Here is a 14,659-nt window from a genome sequence, read left to right on the forward strand (position 1 = left end):
CTTTTAAACGCTCTCATTTCTTTTTTTATAAGTATTTTAGGGGAATACAGTGCAAATTACAACTCACCATATCGATTTGTATTGCCAAACTAGCCATATAAAATAGCCTAAGTGTATACTACAAACTACAAATTTCAAAAAACTTGAAGCTAAAAAACCTATAAACGAACCCGAGGCCGCTCGAATGGCTCTGTGGTGATCTTGACTGTTATAGAGTAATTCGCCCACCAACGCACCTATAAAGGGGCCGATGATAAAGCCTAATGGAATTGGAGACAGTAATCCGATGAGTAAGCCCACATGAGTCCCCCAAACACCATAAGTGCTGCCACCGTATCTTTTGGTTCCTTGTGCTGGAATTATATAATCCAAAAGCGTTAGAATTAATGCTAGCAGCAGGCTAATGCCAATGGCCCAATAGTTGGCCGGAATAGCTTGGGTGGCAAATAAGAAAAGTAAGCCCAAACTGCTTAATCCTGGCCCTGGCAATACAGGAAGAAAGCTGCCCAAAATGCCTACAATCATACAGAATAATCCAAGGAGTAAAAGTACTATATCCATATCCATAATTCTTTTTTATAAAGTTAGCATAAAATATTTTGTTAACCACCGTCTAGCCTTTGGATTGAATTTTTAAATGATTTTTAGTGCAAAGCCCAACAGAATATCATTTCTTTGCATCAGTTTGGTTACATTTTAGGATTTTTGAATAAATTTGTAGTACTTTATTGTAGCCTAATAGCCTTGTCGTTGGTGCGACGCTATTGCATTCGAATTATCTAAAAAAGTTTGACCAATCCACCTTTAAAACAACAAAGCAAGTGAGTGTGTATATCAATTCCCTTTCAGTACCGAAAACGGCATGGCGAATCGGTTATTGTTATATGTTGGCCCTACTGTTGGTCTCCTGTCAATATTTTGAAAAACAAGTTCCCTCTGAAAAGGAATTGTTGCAAAAAGAATTAAAATCGATCAATTGGAAAGAAGTTGATCAATATCCTTCTTTGGTAGATTGTGAAACAATAACCGATAAAAAGCAACAACAACAGTGCTTTTTTGAGCGATTGACACAGCTTATTCAAGAAAAATTAAGCGTAGATACCTTGGCGGCGCTGTATCCAGAGCTGGATACTATTGAAGTTAAAGTCACGGTTTATCCCAATTCGACATTGAAATTTGAACCCCAATTTCCCAAAGATTCTGTGGCTTATGATACCATCAAAATCGATAGTATTCTTCGCGCTCGTTTAGTCGGTTTTCCTAAAGTAAATCCCGCCATTAAACGAGGCATTCCTGTGAAAACACAATTTATTTTGCCGGTAATTTTAAAAACACAATAATTTTTTTAGGAGCTATTTCCAGCTGTCCACTATATCTGTCGCTCCTGATCCCGAAGTTTTGGGACCGGAGACAAAGGAAGCCGTTTACTTCGTCAGTTCGCTTCGCTCGTGTCCATCTAGACTAGAGCAGTCGAGCTAAGTTAAACGATTATTTTTCAAATCGCCTCCCTTTCCATTCGTAAGAACCAAAAACAGCATACAAAGCCACACTAGTACTAAAAAAAGGATAGAGTAAGCTACTGGCTAACCCATAGCGCATTTTGGAAGGACACAAAAAACGATGGGTGGTGTAGAGCAATATCGAGTCTACCATAAATTTAGTTAGCCAAAGTAAAGCGACATAGAGAAACGGTATCCAACCCAAAAATCCCAATACCAATCCCAAAATCAAACTAAGATTGCCTGCAAAAACGACTAATCCTAATCCTATCCCAAACCGACTCTGATAAGAGCTAGTTTTCGAAGCCCAACGCACGCGCTGATGGAACAAGGCTTTCCAGCTATCCGTGGGTTGTGTTCGGACAATCGTGTCTTTCGATTTTAAATAATGTACTTTTTCTGGACATTGCGCTATGGCTTTTTGCAGCAAAAACACATCATCGCCGCTGGCTATTTTTTCATTGCCTGCGAATCCATTTAAGTCTTGGAAAAGAGATTTTGTATAAGCAAAATTGGCACCATTGCACATAAAACCTTTGTTAATTCCAAAACTTCCAATAGTGGCGCCTTGTAAACTCGTCAAGTCCAATTGCTGAAAATGATGTAAAAACGAAGGCTTGCACTCATAAGTAACCGCCCCAGCAATCATTTCGACCGTATGATTTTGGATATAATCATCCATCGTGAGCAACCAATTTTTGGGAACAATACAATCGGCATCGGTGGTGACTATCCACTCGTTTTTAGCTAAAGGAATGCCTGTGGTAATGGCATCTTTTTTCGGAGAATTCGATTGTCGAATAGAGTTGGTTAGGGTAATTTGAAATTTGGAATTTGGAATTTGGAATTTTTCTTCCGATGCATCATCAATCAATACCACTTCAAATAAATCCGTTGGATATTTGAGTTTGGTAATGCTTTCTAGTAAAATCGGTAAATTTTCGGCTTCATTGCGGAAAGGTACTAAAATAGAAAAGGTAGTTTTTGGAGGCACCTCTTTTTTGTTATACAAGGACACTTTGGTATAACCATAAATGAGCCAACTGATAGCCAGCACATAAACGATTGCTATGCCTAGTAAAACAAAAATCATTGTTTTTCTTTGAGATTAATGTTTCCACCTTCGGGGGCAAGGGGGCTAAATTTCAAAACAAAATAACTTCCAATGGCCACTGGTAGGACTACATTCAAAAACCACATCAAAGTCGAAATGAAAACCACAATCCACTCGTTTACGCCCAACACTCCAAAGAAAAATACCGCCACACTTCCTTTTACCGCAAAATCCAAAAACTGAAAAGTAGGCAAAGACGAAGCCAGAAAATAGACCGAAGCAATCGCCGCCATCAAAGTCAGATAAGGTAAATCCACATCAAAAGCTAAGAATAAAAAATAGTATTGATGCGAGAACACCAAATAGCGACAGGTTCCAAGCAGTATGTTTTTTTGATGAATTGCTTTTGGAATTTCGTTGATTTTATGAATAAGTTTCTCGATGGAATACCCTTTAATGTTGATTTTCTTTGAAAAAAACACAATCAGTACGATAAATACAAGTCCTCCAAAGAGTAAAAGCACGGTTTTGGGTTTGATAATGGCGAAAATGGCATTGAAATACAACAAACCAAAAATCCCAAAAACAATACTCAAAATCATTTGTATTCCGTTGCAAATCAAGTTCAAAAAGATGATTTTTTTGGTTGATTTTTTATCAAAATACAAAGCTTTTCCAGCGTATTCGCCTACTCCGTTTGGGGTAAACAAACCCGCAGTCAAAGCAGCCAACACTTGTTTGGTGGATTCGCCTACCGAAATAGGATGTAGAAAACGGACTAAGTTTTGCCATTTTAAAATTTCGAAATAGCGATTCAGGACACTAAACGAGAGAATGAAAAGAATGCCTCCCACGGATTGATTCTTGCGAAACAACTTGATAAACTTCTCCCAATCGAGTTGGTCATTATTGGCGAGTTGGTTGTAGATAAAATAAAACGCTCCCCCTACAATCAAAAGTTTGACTAGAAGTACAAGGAATTGTTTAGTTTTGTGTGGAATTGAAATCATAGGCCCCCTAGCCCCCAAAGGGTGAATTGTTGTGTGAAAAATTATTTTGCAAAGAAACAACAAACTTTGTATTGGAAACGGTAAACTTAAAACTAAAAAATTGTCAAACGAACGCATCATATTAGGCATCGACCCAGGAACTACGATTATGGGGTTTGGATTGATTCGGGTTATCAATAAAAAAATGGAATTTATTCAGCTCAATGAGTTGATTTTGTCCAAATACGACAACCATTACCAAAAATTGAAAGTCATTTTCGAGCGGACCATTGAGCTAATCGAAACGCACCATCCCGACGAAATCGCGATTGAAGCGCCTTTCTTTGGTAAAAACGTACAATCGATGTTGAAGTTAGGGCGTGCGCAAGGTGTGGCGATGGCTGCTGGACTTTCCAGAGATATTCCCATTACCGAATACGAACCCAAAAAGATAAAAATGGCCATCACCGGCAACGGAAACGCAAGTAAAGAACAAGTGGCCAAAATGCTACAACAACTTTTAGGACTAAAAGAATTACCTAAAAACCTCGACTCAACCGATGGTTTGGCTGCGGCAGTTTGTCATTTCTTCAATTCTGGAAAAACAATCGGAGAAAAAAGGTACTCAGGTTGGGATGCTTTTGTGAAGGAAAACAGCCCCCTAACCCCCAAAGGGGGAAATAGCTTGTCTATAAACGCTCCGAAAAAGAAAAAATAATTATGGCTTTTTCAAATTATATTTCCAGTTTTGCCTCCTCCCTTTCGGGGAGGTCGGGAGGGGCTATCTACATTCACATTCCCTTTTGCAAACAAGCATGTCACTACTGCGACTTTCATTTTTCGACTTCGATGAAGAAAAAAGAGGAGATGGTTTTGGCTATTGCCAAAGAATTGCAAATGCGTAAAAATGAGCTTCTCGACTGCGCTCGAAGTGACAAAAATGATCCTGAATTCTCGGAAGTGGAAACGATTTATTTTGGAGGAGGAACGCCGAGCAGATTGCAGATTGCAGATTTGAAATTGCAGATAGATACAATTTATGAGAATTATAAAGTTGCTCAAAATCCAGAAATCACACTTGAAGCGAATCCTGATGATTTGTCGGAAGAATATTTAATTGAGCTTTCGAAAATTGGAATTAATCGATTGTCAATTGGAATTCAGTCGTTTTTTGAAGCCGATTTAGCGATGATGAATCGTGCGCACAATTCGGAAGAAGCTCAAAAATGTTTGGAACTCGCGACTCAATATTTTGACAACATTTCAATCGATTTGATTTATGGAATTCCAGGGATGAGTAATGAACAATGGCAGCAAAATATCGAAACAGCATTGCGTTTTGGTGTGCCTCATATTTCGAGTTATGCCTTGACGGTAGAACCCAAAACGGCTTTGAATACACTCATTCAAAAGGGTAAAATTGATGCACCTAAAGACGAAGTAGCCGAAGAGCATTTCCAAATACTAGTCGAAACCCTCGAGAAAAATGGTTTTATTCATTATGAGTTGTCCAATTTCGGGAAAGAGAATTTTTTTTCGAAGAACAATTCGGCCTATTGGTTAGGGAAAAAATACATCGGAATTGGTCCATCGGCGCACAGTTATGATGGGATTTCGAGAAGTTGGAATGTGGCGAATAATGCTTTGTATTTGAAAGCTATGCAACAAGATCAATTGCCCAATGAAGTTGAGGTTTTATCGACGGCCGACCGTTATAACGAATACATTATGACAGGATTGCGAACGATTTGGGGCGTCGCTTTAGAAAGAATAGAAAGAGAATTTGGAGAACGCTATTTAGATTATCTAATTAAACAATCTGATAAATTCATAAAGGATGAGTTGCTCGCTATTGAGAACAATATTTTGAAACCTACCTCAAAAGGAAAATTCTTGACGGATGGAATTGCGAGTGATTTGTTTTATTTAAATTTGGAAGAGTAAATTAACCACAAAGGCACAAGGAAATCACTAAGTTTACTAAGCTTTGTGTTCTTTGTGACTTCTTAGTGAACTTAGTGTTTAAACGATGAAAGCCACAATAGAACTAATTGACCAAACTGTTATAATCGACCTATCAAAACCTATTGATATTTCGATTCCTTTGACCAATACCGACGAAAATCCTATTGCTTGGTATATCGAAAAACCTGTCATTGAACCCGTGGTTTTTGGGGATTGGGTAGGGAAAGTATCCGAAGGAAGTTCCTCGACCAATTTTAATAACATCTTTTTCAATCCGCACGGGCACGGGACGCATACCGAATGTTTGGGGCATATCACACGTGAATTTTACAGTGTGAATCAATGTTTGCAACAGTTTTTCTTTCGAGCCGAATTGATTTCTGTGGTGCCAGAAATGCAAGGAGAAGATTTAATCATTACTAGAAATCAGCTAAAAAAAGTACTTGGTGTTACTATGCCAGAAGCGATTGTGATTAGAACTTTGCCCAATTTCAAACGAAAAAAACACCAAAACTATTCGAATACCAATCCGCCGTATCTAACGGAAGAAGCAGCGCATTTTATTCGTGAAAACGGTATCCAACACTTATTAATCGATTTGCCTAGTGTAGACAAAGAGAAAGATGAAGGGAAATTAGTGGCACACAAAGCGTTTTGGAATGTAAAAGATGTGAATAACCTTAATGCAGATGCAAGACTAAATTGCACCATTACCGAAATGATTTACGTACCCGACGAAGTGCTAGATGGTCCTTATGTATTGAATTTGCAAATCGCTTCTTTTGAAAATGATGCCAGTCCAAGTAAACCCGTATTGTACACGTTGCTTTAGGCTGTAAATAAAGAAAGTGTTATTTCTCTTGAGTTGTCACTTCGGGTTCCCAAAAATGGGCTTCAAAATGTACGATTTGATTGTTTTGAACCATAATACCCTCGCTTTCCAATAACTGTTGCATAAGGTTGCTGCCATCAAAATGGTGTTTGCCTGTTAAAAGTCCTTTTCGATTGACCACACGATGTGCGGGTACATCTTCTAAATTGTGTGACGCATTCATTGCCCAACCCACCATTCGAGCTGAACGACCTGTGCCCAATGCTTTGGCTATGGCCCCATAGGAGGTCACTTTTCCATAAGGTATTTGGCGTACCACTTCGTAGACCCGTTCAAAAAAAGACGCTTCTTGCATTAGTACCAATGAAAAAAGTAATGATTTAAAATATTCCATAAGGTAATCACCGAGATTAATCCTGTAATGGAACCGATGATTTTGTTCATATTCTGCATCATAAAATCGGCCTTGGATTGAATGGAATTGAAAAATTCCACATAGGCATAAAATATGGCAAAAGCTCCTAAGACTACACCGCTAACAAAAAGAGAGATGGATGAATTCTCAAAGGTAAAAAGACGGTAGGAAGAAAAAGTGATTCCTAAAACTATATAATATGGGATGGGGAAAAAATTAAGCACCGAAAGTAGTATTCCCAAAAAGAAACGAGAACTTTTGCTGTATTTTTTTATGTTACCTTCTTTGAGTTTAGGGGTTTTGGCCAAAAACAAAAAATAAATGGTAAGCAGAAAAAAAATAACCCCTCCAAGTTCTCTGAGATAGATAATAAGTGAAGGGCTTCGGTCTATTTGTTTGGCAAACAAAAGTGCTATGAACGTTTGAAAAAATATAATACTTACCGCGCCAACGATGAACCATAATGCGGTTTTTTTTCCTTCTTTTAAATTGACTTTAACCGCGGTCATATTGATCAGCCCGGGTAAAGCTGTACCCACAACCGCGCTAATAAAACCAAGTAAAAAAGATCCTGTTAAGGGCATAGCTTTTATGGGATTTGGAGCTTATTTTGATGTTTATTTTATCTTGAACCGAACAAAGGTAATGGCTTTGTTGATGGCTAAATATTGTTTTTCGTAAAAGGTTTTTAGCGAAGTTACTTCTTCTGGGCTACCTTCGTTTTTATAGACATTGTGATTAGCATACAAAACCTCGTGTCCTTCACCATGAAGCAATCCTAAAGTATAACCGTGCATGAATTCGGAATCGGTTTTTAGATTGACAACACCGTCTTTTTTGAGAATCTTTTTGTACAACTGTAAGAATTCCGAATTGGTCATTCGGTGTTTGGTACGTTTATATTTGATTTGTGGATCAGGAAACGTAATCCAGATTTCGTCTACTTCATTTTCGGCAAAAATATAATTGATCAATTCGATTTGTGTTCTAACAAAAGCCACATTGTCTAGGCCCGTTTCAATGGCCGTTTTGGCTCCTCTCCAAAATCGGGCGCCTTTAACATCGATTCCAATAAAGTTTTTGTTGGGATATTTTTCGGCCAAACCTACAGAATACTCCCCTTTGCCACAACCCAATTCTAAAACTATGGGATGGTCATTTTTAAAAAACTCTTTATTCCATTTCCCTTTCATAGGGAATAATTCGCCTACGACTTCTTCTCTTGTAGGTTGAAATACATTCTTGAAGGTTTCGTTTTCTTTGAATCGTTTTAATTTATTTTTACTTCCCACGGTATTTTATAATTTTCGGCAAAAATAAGCATTATTATTTGAAGCCTCTCTTTTTACGTTGCAAAACAATTTATTCTTTTAAACCCCATTTTTCAAGTAGCGCATTTTCCAAAGGGGTTTTGATTTTTACTACTTCATTCACGTTGTCATTGGGAATGGTCATGGAGAGCACATAATGCTGGATTTTCCATTGATTGCCTACTTTTTTTAACACGCCTGAGCCTCTACAAATTTTCATTTGCGTGCTAAGTAATTCATCAAACCAAGCAGTTTTTCCCTTGGAATCTACAAAAATATGCCGTTCTATGGGGGTAAAATGCCATGCTTTACCTCGGTCAAAATAGGGCTTGGCGAAGGCTTGAAAAGCAGTTTTGTTCCAGTTTTCTGTAGCGTCTGTTCCGATAAAAATGGCATCATCAGTCATCATTTCAAAGTAGGGGGCATATTTTGCTTCAGCGGCAGCCTGGTGCCATTGATCCAATCTATGACCGATTTCTTTTTGGACTGTCGATTGCGAAAAAAGCACACTTGGAATCAATGCAAAGGAGAAAAAAAACGCAAGGGTTGTAATGGTTTTCATGGGTATGGTGTTATAAATCAAGGGTAAACAAAAGTAAATGAAAATTATTCGTTAATTCAATCTTAGGTTTAAAATTTTGAATAGGTTGTCAAAACAATCGATTTTTGAATTACTTTTGAAGTGTTAAACCAACAAAATCAAAGTGTTATGAAGACCGTTCGTTTTTTTTTAGTGACTTTTCTGATGTTTAGCTTTTCTCAAAGTGTGTTTTCCCAAAATTTCGGAATTCGAGCTGGAGCTAATTTATCTACTGCTAGTAGAGGTAATTTCCCTGAAGTAAGAAATAACAATGGGTATTATGCAGGCATCTATCGCGAAGTAGGAATTATTCCTAGTATGTTGTTTATACAACCCGAGATACAATTTTCAAAACAAGGGTTCTCTACCATTACATCTGATTTTGATTTGAATTATATTCAAGTGCCGGTATTGGCAAAATTGTATTTGATGAAAATAATCAGCATCGAATCTGGGCCACAATTTGGTTTTAAAGTAAGCGATAAAATTAGAGGGCCATTGAATCCTGATTTTAGAGATTTTGATACCGCATGGGCGGTGGGTATGTCATTAAATCTACCTTTCGGGCTTTCTATCAACGGCAGATACATCGGTAGTTTTAAAGAAGTAGCTCGTTTCACAAATTCAGAGAATCAGGTGATTCAAGTAGGGGCAGCCCTTACTTTTTAAAACTTCGTTATTTTTCATACAAAAAGGCGATGTCATTAGAGTTGACATCGCCTTTTGGGTATAATATTCCGCGAAGGGAAAGATTTAGTAAGCTTTCTGTTTTTCAAAAACAGTGGTCAAGGTACGCTTTATTTTTTCTACTGCCCCTGAAAAGGCTTTTTCTAAAGAAGAAGCATGCTCAGTAGCGGCCACAGGTTGGCTATTAGCAACGCGAACTTCAATCAAACAGCGTTTGTCGTCAACTCCAGCTTTATTGCTTATTTCATCCCCAAAATGCACTTCAATTCGAGTAATTTTATCTTCAAAACGAGCCAAAGACTTTTCTATTTCACCAGAAAAATACGCTTCTAATCTCTCATGTCCTTCGATATTCTTGTCGGTGTTGATTTGTACTTTCATCGTTATTCTTATTTTAAGTTATACTCAAATTTAAAGAAAAATAAGATAAAAACCTAGCGTTTTTGTCGAAGATTTCGCCATAAAAACGCCGTTACGCTTCCCATTCTTCATCATTATGAAGTCGTTTTACGGTGTTTTTTCGGGTAATTAACAGTGGGACAGCTACTCCTATGGCAAGCGCGATAACGATGAATATGGCCTTTGTACCATTGTTGACTCCTTCAAAAAATATTGAGGCGTAAGTTTCAGGGTCTTTTTTCTCGGTAAGCTCAATTATAGCAATCATGGCTTTGTAGGTAAACATTCCTGGAATCATTGGGATTACAGAGGGAATGGCAAAAGTTATGGGAGGACAATTTCTTTGATGCGCTGCCAATACACTAAGAAAACCTATTAAAGAGGCTCCGCAAAGTGTGGCAAGTACAATGCCTACATTGTATTCCATCATGAAAAATTTGGTTAATCCTCCTAAGGCGGCTATTACAAAAATGGCAGCTAAGGCTCTTTTAGGTACGTTGAACAGTAAGGCAAAACCTATAGCGGCAAATCCTAACCAGATTCCTTTTTCTAAAAATAAGAGTACTTCCATGGTTTAAAAATTATAAATTAATATTCCCATCAACAAGCCCATGGCGATGGCAAATGCAATGATCAAAACGTTTACAGCACGAGTTATTCCGTTTAAGATTTTTCCATCCATCAAATCGCTAAAGGAATTCATCATGGGGACTCCAGGAATTAAAAATAAAACCGAAGTAGAAAAGGCATGAATGTAGGTCAACGTAGGATTAAAGTAGAAATAACCACCCGAGATTAAAGCCGCTGTAGCTGCTGCAAAAAACACACATAAGTAGAAGTTAAATTTCAATTTCATGGCTTCTTGTCGCACATAAAGGCCGGCAAAAGTAGCGATGAAACAAGCGGCCATTTCGGTGTAACCGCCGCCGAACAATTTGCAAAATGAAGCACCCGCTAGGGCTACTGCCGAGAGTACCAAAAATCTTGGGTACAGTGGTTTTCTGTTTAGTTGGGCTAGTTCGTGATTTACCCGTTCTACACTCCATTTTTCTAACACAATTTTCCAACTCATAATGCTGATTTCTGAAATCAGATTAAAGTTAAGATGCATGCTTGGAATTTTCTTTACTTGAGTGAAGGTTTTACTTTTGTTGTGATAACTCAGCGTAATCATTAGCGCATGATTCGTGATCATTAAATCAGCGTGACAGCCAAAAGCTGCCGAGATACGATCTATGGTAATCTTGATGCGCTCGGTGTTGGCACCCGATACCATAAGAATAGAGGCGATTTCTAAGAGCATTTCGCCAAGTTCGTATTTGGAGGGTTTAGTTGTAGCTTCCATGAATGTTTCGATTTTCACAAATTTACCATTTTTTGAAATAAGCAAAATTTCGAAAAAGCGCCTTTTCATTAAATTTACTAACGCAAACGATGGAAGGGTCATAAAAAAAAGCGTTACTTTCTCTCGAGTAACGCTTTTTAGCTTTTATTTTGTAAGATTAACCTAGTTGACTACTTTAACGGGAAAACTTACTAAGGCATCTGTGGCCCCTCCTGCATTGGTAATATCTCCATCAGCAACACCAGGAGCGCCTTTTATTGGAAGGTGCTTTAGTGTGATAGTAATAGTACCAGTACTTGGGCTTTTGGCTGTGGTTAGAGTAAAAAGTATACCAAGGGGTTTTCCATTTACATCTTTATCAACATACTTAAATGATCCTATACTTAATGGCGCTTGATAAAAAAATTGGTGTTCATCACCTTCCGAAATTATCTCAGGATTAAGACTTATAGAAGGACTTACGGTTTCATTTAGTACTTGAAGGCTACCATAATACGTAGTATTCACTTTCAAATCACCAGAAACGGTTACAACTGGAGCATTAGGACCGTCACCATCTAGGTCTCTAGATTTAAGAAGAATTTCGACATCTCCCGCTTTAAGTTTTGCTTCAATAGAGGTAATTACTTCTTCTTCGTTCACAGGAATAGGATCGTCATTGCTGCATGCATTTAAACTAAATAAAGTAAGTAACGCTAGAGGTATTAATTGAATTGTTTTCATTGTTGTAAAATTTGTTTGTTAATAATTAAATTTAATTTGTAGTTGAAAATTACGCCCTACTTCATCTGCGAAGAAGCGTTGGCGGTTGAGATAATCTCTATAATTTGTATTGAATATATTATGAATAGAAAAACCAAGTGTAGTCGTGGTTTTGTAAAACGTTTTGAATTTTATTTCACTGTAAAAATGAAGCAAATGATACCCTGCCGGCGGCGTGCTAATATCCAACTCTCTAGGCACTAAATTACCATTTTCAATGACGGTAATTTCAAAATTGTTATTAGGATAGGATTGTTGCTGGGTCACAACCTCGCTCTTTAACTCTAGTAATAAATCATGCCATTCTTTTTTCTTGAATACGATGGTATTGGTAAATTGAAATGGAGGCAAATCGATCAACGGTTCGTCATTATCTAGATCATCCCCCTTGATATAAGCCATCGTAAAACGATGTTGCCATTGCGAATTGATTGTCCAATTCGTTTGTACATCAAATCCACCCAGTAGCGCTTTGGCTTGTTGGTATTCCCAAACTAAGAACGTACCACGATTTGTTTTTTCAGGGCGAATTGGGCGTAGAAACATATAGTTTTGTACCGTATGGATGTAAGGATTTACTTCAAGCGAAAAATTATTCCATGTTTTCTGTAGGGTCGATGATAATTTTAGCGATTGTTCTTTCTTTAATGCCAAATCTCCCAATTCAATCATACCAGTAGAATGATGCAATCCATCACTGAAAAATTCCGATGGATTAGGATTCCTTGCAGCCAAACTAATATTAGTATACCAATCCCATTGCTTGTCGAACGTTTTTCTAAAACCAAGACTAGCCGATAGGTTATGGAAAGTAAAACTTGGGTGTGCCAAAATTTGGTCTCCCACCTCTCTTACCTCAAATTGTGGAAAAAGAACATCATAGCCTCTTTCAATCCATCTACTTTTAAAATAAAACTTTTTGGCATCTACTTTTGAAAAATCATAGCGCAAACCACCATCTAGAACCAAACCGTCTGACAAGGAAACACTCGCAATTCCATAAATTCCAGCGTCCAGCTTTTCATAATTGGGAATCAACGGACGAATACCCGTGGCAGGACTGGCAAAGTTATTTTGGAAACCTGCATTTATTCCAGATTTCAAATGCCAATCGTGGTAGGTTTTCTTGAAATCTACATTTAAATTGTGGGTAAACAATTCTAAATCCAAAGCCGCTAGATTATTATAGGATTCTCTTCTTATATCAAATTCCAATCGCTTATTGAATTGAAAAGAATATTGCGAATAAAGAGAAGCCGTCTCATCAAAATAGTACTGATAATTCAACTTCGCCAAATGGTGTTGTACCTCTTGTTTTGGATTGGCGATAGTATAAGTGAAATCCTTAATCACTGAAGGACGTTTATTCTTTATTGCATCATACAAGTCATTAGTACTCCCAACGTGTGCTGCACTCAAAATTCCGATAGTAGCGTTGTAGTAACTATAAAACCCTGACAGGAAATAATGTTTTCCAGTATACTTTACATCGCCCGTAAAATTGGATTCGCGGTTACCAGTATTCGACAAGACATAATCGGGAGCTTCGCGATCTCCCATATATTTGAAAGTGCCGAGTACGTTCCAACTCCAGCCAAGGGCATTGCCTTTGTGTACACTTGTAGTGACCGAACCACCTCTTCCGTTGGAAGCCAAATTGAGCATTGTTCTTCCAAACAAGGTGTCTTTTCGCACTTGAATCGGTTCTAAAATTACCAAACCTCCCACAGCATCGCCACCGTATTGTAAGCCCGATGCGCCTTTAATCACCGTTATTTTTCCCGCGGCATTGATGTCAAAATTGGGAGCGTGTTCTGTTCCCCATTCTTGATCTTGCATACGGACGTTGTTATTGATGATAGGTACTCGGCTTCCGAACATCCCGTTTACAATAGGTTTGACCACGGTGCTTCCAGTCTTTAAACCCGAAACACCAGCTACTTCTTGCAAAACATCGCCCAAGGACTGATTACTAAACTTCTCAATTGTGGCTGCTTTTACTTTTTGTTCCAGCACCGACTGATTGGGTGTCGTGTTTTTTTGCTTCACCAAAACTTCATACAAAGCCTCTGTATTTTGCTTCATCACAAAATTCAATACAGTATCGGATGTCAATGTAATCACCGTGTCAATAGTTTGATAACCCACATAGGACAACGACACCTTCAACGTACCAGAAGGCAAGTTTTTGATTTCGTAAAACCCTTTTTTGTTGGTGTTTATCGTTTTATTTCCAATATGTACGTGACAACCTTCAAGGTTTTTTTTCGTTTCAGTAGTAATGGTACCGCTCAGTTTGTTTTGTGAAAAAACAACTGCAGTGAACCAAAAGAATACCAAAATACTACAGCTTTTTGCTTGCATTTTTTTATTCGAAAATGTTAAAATAAGAGAGAAGTCATCTTCAGGAATTGAAAATGACGAGTGTTGTAGGTTAGGCTGCTACTGGTGGAGCGCGAAGTGAAAACCAATTAGGGGTAGTGTCATGGAAAGAACTATCAGTATAAATAGTAGTCTTTTTTGTAACCCAATTTACATTTGCCGTTTCAAAGAAAGTGGCACTTGGTGCTAAAAAATGACTAACAGAGTAAAAACAAACCGAACAATCCTTGGCATAATGATGGGCATGTGTGATTTGTTTTTGGTGCGCATACTGCTTATGATGGCACTCGGGTACACCAATTTCTTCCACCATGTGGGTATAACTGTGCGCCGTTTGAAATAACGCAGTAGCCCATAGCAGCATCAAGAAAAATCTCGATATGAAAGTGGTGTTTTTCATAGGCTACAAATGTAGGGAAAACTATTGAAATGAAACTAAT

Annotated in this window: 18 protein-coding genes; 5 read left to right on the forward strand and 13 right to left on the reverse strand. The window is 37.9% G+C overall.

Translation table 11 applies throughout. The features are described 5' to 3' along the window. Positions 1 to 63: 63 nt before the first annotated feature. A complete protein-coding gene (locus ACZIX2_RS04860; protein ID WP_463338963.1) occupies positions 64 to 561 on the reverse strand; it encodes a DUF456 domain-containing protein in 498 nt (165 codons plus the stop codon). A 323-nt stretch (positions 562 to 884) separates the two neighbouring features. Between ACZIX2_RS04860 and ACZIX2_RS04865 the strand changes: the two genes are divergently transcribed. Then, entirely contained in the window at positions 885 to 1,340 is a 456-nt protein-coding gene (locus ACZIX2_RS04865; RefSeq protein ID WP_463339189.1) for a hypothetical protein, read from the forward strand. Between the two features lie 148 nt (positions 1,341 to 1,488). Here the strand turns inward: ACZIX2_RS04865 and ACZIX2_RS04870 are convergent, their stop codons facing one another. Together ACZIX2_RS04870 and ACZIX2_RS04875 are read right to left on the reverse strand one after the other, a co-directional pair. Next, complete coding sequence (locus tag ACZIX2_RS04870) at positions 1,489 to 2,592, reverse strand: glycosyltransferase family 2 protein (RefSeq protein WP_463338964.1); 1,104 nt, start codon at positions 2,590 to 2,592, stop codon at positions 1,489 to 1,491. Continuing rightward, positions 2,589 to 3,563: a hypothetical protein gene (locus ACZIX2_RS04875; protein WP_463338965.1), complete on the reverse strand. Its 975-nt coding sequence runs from the start codon at positions 3,561 to 3,563 to the stop codon at positions 2,589 to 2,591. Before ACZIX2_RS04875 ends, ACZIX2_RS04870 begins: the two co-directional genes overlap by 4 nt. A gap of 100 nt (positions 3,564 to 3,663) precedes the next feature. On the opposite strand from ACZIX2_RS04875, the gene ruvC reads away from it, so the two are divergent. The 3 genes from ruvC to ACZIX2_RS04890 all read left to right on the forward strand — a co-directional run bounded on the left by ruvC (position 3,664) and on the right by ACZIX2_RS04890 (position 6,339). After that, entirely contained in the window at positions 3,664 to 4,260 is a 597-nt protein-coding gene (gene ruvC / locus ACZIX2_RS04880) for a crossover junction endodeoxyribonuclease RuvC (protein WP_463338966.1), read from the forward strand. Positions 4,261 to 4,262: 2 nt separating this feature from the next. Beyond that, a complete protein-coding gene (gene hemW, locus ACZIX2_RS04885) occupies positions 4,263 to 5,486 on the forward strand; it encodes a radical SAM family heme chaperone HemW (protein ID WP_463338967.1) in 1,224 nt (407 codons plus the stop codon). Between the two features lie 85 nt (positions 5,487 to 5,571). Further along, positions 5,572 to 6,339, forward strand: a complete 768-nt coding sequence (locus tag ACZIX2_RS04890; RefSeq protein WP_463338968.1) for a cyclase family protein — start codon at positions 5,572 to 5,574, stop codon at positions 6,337 to 6,339. Between the two features lie 19 nt (positions 6,340 to 6,358). On the opposite strand, the gene ACZIX2_RS04895 is transcribed toward ACZIX2_RS04890, so the two are convergent. From ACZIX2_RS04895 to ACZIX2_RS04910, 4 genes are all read right to left on the reverse strand, one after another. Then, positions 6,359 to 6,694 (reverse strand): MGMT family protein, encoded by a 336-nt coding sequence (locus ACZIX2_RS04895; RefSeq protein WP_463339190.1) that lies wholly within the window; start codon positions 6,692 to 6,694, stop codon positions 6,359 to 6,361. Then, complete coding sequence (locus ACZIX2_RS04900; RefSeq protein WP_463338969.1) at positions 6,694 to 7,338, reverse strand: LysE family transporter; 645 nt, start codon at positions 7,336 to 7,338, stop codon at positions 6,694 to 6,696. The genes ACZIX2_RS04895 and ACZIX2_RS04900 overlap by 1 nt, the downstream gene beginning before the upstream one ends. Positions 7,339 to 7,371: 33 nt before the next feature. After that, the gene (gene trmB / locus ACZIX2_RS04905) at positions 7,372 to 8,046 is read right to left on the reverse strand and encodes a tRNA (guanosine(46)-N7)-methyltransferase TrmB (RefSeq protein ID WP_463338970.1); all 675 of its coding nucleotides are present in this window, start codon (positions 8,044 to 8,046) and stop codon (positions 7,372 to 7,374) included. A gap of 70 nt (positions 8,047 to 8,116) precedes the next feature. Further along, the gene (locus ACZIX2_RS04910; RefSeq protein ID WP_463338971.1) at positions 8,117 to 8,626 is read right to left on the reverse strand and encodes a nuclear transport factor 2 family protein; all 510 of its coding nucleotides are present in this window, start codon (positions 8,624 to 8,626) and stop codon (positions 8,117 to 8,119) included. 147 nt (positions 8,627 to 8,773) lie between these two features. Between ACZIX2_RS04910 and ACZIX2_RS04915 the strand changes: the two genes are divergently transcribed. Continuing rightward, the gene (locus ACZIX2_RS04915) at positions 8,774 to 9,313 is read left to right on the forward strand and encodes an outer membrane beta-barrel protein (RefSeq protein WP_463338972.1); all 540 of its coding nucleotides are present in this window, start codon (positions 8,774 to 8,776) and stop codon (positions 9,311 to 9,313) included. A gap of 84 nt (positions 9,314 to 9,397) precedes the next feature. Here the strand turns inward: ACZIX2_RS04915 and ACZIX2_RS04920 are convergent, their stop codons facing one another. From ACZIX2_RS04920 to ACZIX2_RS04945, 6 genes are all read right to left on the reverse strand, one after another. Beyond that, a complete protein-coding gene (locus ACZIX2_RS04920; protein WP_463338973.1) occupies positions 9,398 to 9,712 on the reverse strand; it encodes an HPF/RaiA family ribosome-associated protein in 315 nt (104 codons plus the stop codon). Positions 9,713 to 9,803: 91 nt separating this feature from the next. Continuing rightward, on the reverse strand, positions 9,804 to 10,301 hold the full coding sequence (locus ACZIX2_RS04925; RefSeq protein ID WP_463338974.1) for a threonine/serine exporter family protein: 498 nt from the start codon (positions 10,299 to 10,301) through the stop codon (positions 9,804 to 9,806). Positions 10,302 to 10,304: 3 nt separating this feature from the next. Then, positions 10,305 to 11,093, reverse strand: a complete 789-nt coding sequence (locus ACZIX2_RS04930; protein WP_463338975.1) for a threonine/serine exporter family protein — start codon at positions 11,091 to 11,093, stop codon at positions 10,305 to 10,307. A gap of 144 nt (positions 11,094 to 11,237) precedes the next feature. Beyond that, entirely contained in the window at positions 11,238 to 11,798 is a 561-nt protein-coding gene (locus ACZIX2_RS04935; protein WP_463338976.1) for a type 1 periplasmic binding fold superfamily protein, read from the reverse strand. Positions 11,799 to 11,816: 18 nt separating this feature from the next. Continuing rightward, positions 11,817 to 14,201, reverse strand: coding sequence for a TonB-dependent receptor (locus tag ACZIX2_RS04940; RefSeq protein ID WP_463338977.1), 2,385 nt, complete (start codon positions 14,199 to 14,201; stop codon positions 11,817 to 11,819). A gap of 70 nt (positions 14,202 to 14,271) precedes the next feature. After that, complete coding sequence (locus tag ACZIX2_RS04945; RefSeq protein ID WP_463338978.1) at positions 14,272 to 14,619, reverse strand: hypothetical protein; 348 nt, start codon at positions 14,617 to 14,619, stop codon at positions 14,272 to 14,274. Positions 14,620 to 14,659: the final 40 nt, after the last annotated feature.

The organism is Flavobacterium riviphilum, from assembly GCF_055231795.1.

Coding starts and splice junctions, on each gene's coding strand:
- ACZIX2_RS04940 (WP_463338977.1), bottom strand. CDS start 14,201: ATGCAAGCAAAAAGCTGTAGTATTTTGGTATTCTTTTGGTTCACTGCA.
- ACZIX2_RS04865 (WP_463339189.1), top strand. CDS start 885: ATGTTGGCCCTACTGTTGGTCTCCTGTCAATATTTTGAAAAACAAGTT.
- ACZIX2_RS04945 (WP_463338978.1), bottom strand. CDS start 14,619: ATGAAAAACACCACTTTCATATCGAGATTTTTCTTGATGCTGCTATGG.
- ACZIX2_RS04870 (WP_463338964.1), bottom strand. CDS start 2,592: ATGATTTTTGTTTTACTAGGCATAGCAATCGTTTATGTGCTGGCTATC.
- hemW (WP_463338967.1), top strand. CDS start 4,263: ATGGCTTTTTCAAATTATATTTCCAGTTTTGCCTCCTCCCTTTCGGGG.
- ACZIX2_RS04890 (WP_463338968.1), top strand. CDS start 5,572: ATGAAAGCCACAATAGAACTAATTGACCAAACTGTTATAATCGACCTA.
- ACZIX2_RS04895 (WP_463339190.1), bottom strand. CDS start 6,694: ATGCAAGAAGCGTCTTTTTTTGAACGGGTCTACGAAGTGGTACGCCAA.
- ACZIX2_RS04900 (WP_463338969.1), bottom strand. CDS start 7,338: ATGCCCTTAACAGGATCTTTTTTACTTGGTTTTATTAGCGCGGTTGTG.
- ACZIX2_RS04920 (WP_463338973.1), bottom strand. CDS start 9,712: ATGAAAGTACAAATCAACACCGACAAGAATATCGAAGGACATGAGAGA.
- ACZIX2_RS04860 (WP_463338963.1), bottom strand. CDS start 561: ATGGATATAGTACTTTTACTCCTTGGATTATTCTGTATGATTGTAGGC.
- ACZIX2_RS04925 (WP_463338974.1), bottom strand. CDS start 10,301: ATGGAAGTACTCTTATTTTTAGAAAAAGGAATCTGGTTAGGATTTGCC.
- ACZIX2_RS04910 (WP_463338971.1), bottom strand. CDS start 8,626: ATGAAAACCATTACAACCCTTGCGTTTTTTTTCTCCTTTGCATTGATT.
- ACZIX2_RS04875 (WP_463338965.1), bottom strand. CDS start 3,563: ATGATTTCAATTCCACACAAAACTAAACAATTCCTTGTACTTCTAGTC.
- ACZIX2_RS04935 (WP_463338976.1), bottom strand. CDS start 11,798: ATGAAAACAATTCAATTAATACCTCTAGCGTTACTTACTTTATTTAGT.
- ACZIX2_RS04915 (WP_463338972.1), top strand. CDS start 8,774: ATGAAGACCGTTCGTTTTTTTTTAGTGACTTTTCTGATGTTTAGCTTT.